1 protein-coding gene is annotated in these 641 nt (G+C 74.9%); it reads left to right on the top strand.

Annotated features, from left to right (window positions below):
- On the top strand, nucleotides 1-641 hold a 641-nt coding region (locus GL263_RS27585; RefSeq protein ID WP_182858445.1), incomplete at both ends, for an agmatine deiminase family protein.

Raw genomic sequence — 641 nt, 5'->3', positions numbered from 1 at the left:
GCCCCCAACCCCACCTTCGGCAGCCCGCACGAGCTCGCCGAAGCCCGCCGCGCCTGGGGCGCCGTCGCCCGCGCCGTCGCCCGCTTCGAACCGGTGACGCTTGTTGTCGCGCCCGGCGACGCCGACAGCGCCCGCGAGCACGTCGGTGACAGCGTGGAACTGGTGGAGCGCGAGCTGGACGACGCGTGGATGCGGGACATCGGCCCGACGTTTGTCACCGACGGCGCCGGCGCGCTCGCCGCCGTCGACTGGACGTTCAACGGCTGGGGCGCCCAGGACTGGGCCCGCTGGGAGCACGACGCGAAGATCGCCCGGCACGTCGCGGACCTCGCCGGCACGCCCGTCTACAGCACCCCTCTGGTCAACGAGGGCGGCGCGATCCACGTCGACGGCGAGGGCACCGTCCTGCTCACCGACACCGTGCAGCTCGGCCGGGGCCGCAACCCCGGCCGGACCAGGGCCGCGGTGGAGGCCGAGATCCACGCCCACCTCGGCACCGAGAAGGCGATCTGGCTTCCCTACGGCCTCGCCGCCGACTACGGCCGCTACGGCACCCAGGGCCACGTCGACCTGGTCGCCGCGTTCGCCCGCCCCGGCGTGGTGATGGTCCACTCCCAGCCCGACCCGGCCCACCCGGACAA

The sequence above is a fragment of the Streptomyces durbertensis genome (assembly GCF_014156695.1).
Taxonomy (GTDB): Bacteria; Actinomycetota; Actinomycetes; order Streptomycetales; family Streptomycetaceae; genus Streptomyces; species Streptomyces durbertensis.
The sequence above is the reverse complement of the archived record's forward strand: the minus strand, read 5'-3'. Positions and strand labels throughout refer to the sequence as shown.